We start from the raw sequence: 1,079 nt of genomic DNA on the forward strand, positions 1-1,079 counted from the left end.
TATACCAAAGGCTCCGCATTATCGAGCAGCCTGACCTCAAGGGTTCCCGCCGCACGCGCGCTTCTACCCGTGCCTATAATGCCTACTGTGAACTCCCTGCCGGGCAGATAGTCCTCTACGATGGCCGGCTGCTTATATTTTTTCAGGATGAACTCGCAGCGCCCTTTGAAATCTGTCTCGGTCCACACTATTGAGCCGGGCTCGATCCCCTTGCCAGTGCCTTCGCAAAGGGGTTTGACAAATAGTGGAAACCCATTTAAGGGTGGACACCCATTTAAGAGTGGGGCGGCATCAACCACGGCATAATCCGGTGTCGGCACACCGGCTGAGCGCACAACGGCCTTGGCCATCGCCTTGTCCAAGGCCAGGGCAAGCGTCAGAGGGTCGCTAAATGTATACTCAATGGCGTAGGCCTCAAGCAGGGCAGGTATCTGTGCCTCTCTGGAGCGCCCGTACATGCCCTCTGAGATGTTAAAGACAAGGTCCCATCTCATCCCGCGGGCAAGCTGCCCTACAAGGTCATAGATATTGCCTATAGCCGAGACCTCGTAGCCGGCCTTCTTAATACTCTGTGCCAGGCAGTCTATAGTCTCCTCGGAGTCGAACTCCGCGGTCTCCTCACTGGAGAACCCCATTGCCTCGTATGTCTTTCTCAAGTCAAATGTGAGGCCGATGTTCACTTGGCCTCAGGCGTAAACAGGGTTTTTTGTTTTCTTCTCTTATAGCGGGCCGTATCTACAGGGAGCTTAGAGCCCTTGGGCTGCCTTACCGGAACATCCTTCTGTTCCTTATCAATGGGATTGTGATACCTGATAATCATCCCCTCGTAGTTTCTCAGAATTACCTCGTCATCCGATGCCGAAAGCAGATAAAAAGGCTGCAGAGGGACCTTGCCGCCCCCGCCCGGGGCATCCACAACAAATGTCGGGATACAGAGCCCGCCGGTAAAACCCCTCATCTGCTCCAGGATATCTATACCCTTCCAGATGCTCGTCCTGAAATGCTCGACCGAGTTTACCGGGTCGCACTGGTATAGATAATATGGACGCACCATTATCCTCTGAAGCGCGTGGCACAGC

The 1,079-nt window shown here is 54.1% G+C and carries 1 protein-coding gene and 1 pseudogene; both read right to left on the bottom strand.

Translation table 11 applies throughout. The annotated features are described in order from the left end of the window. Positions 1-680, bottom strand: a 680-nt coding sequence (locus HWQ67_RS20305; protein ID WP_218254355.1) for a D-alanine--D-alanine ligase family protein, incomplete at its 3' end; no start/stop codon positions are given. Further along, a pseudogene (locus HWQ67_RS19470) lies at positions 677-1,079 on the bottom strand (lysine 2,3-aminomutase); the annotation flags it as partial. The gene HWQ67_RS20305 and the pseudogene HWQ67_RS19470, both read right to left, overlap by 4 nt.

It is taken from the genome of Candidatus Magnetobacterium casense (assembly GCF_019173545.1).
GTDB classification, from domain to species: Bacteria; Nitrospirota; Thermodesulfovibrionia; order Thermodesulfovibrionales; family Magnetobacteriaceae; genus Magnetobacterium; species Magnetobacterium cryptolimnobacter.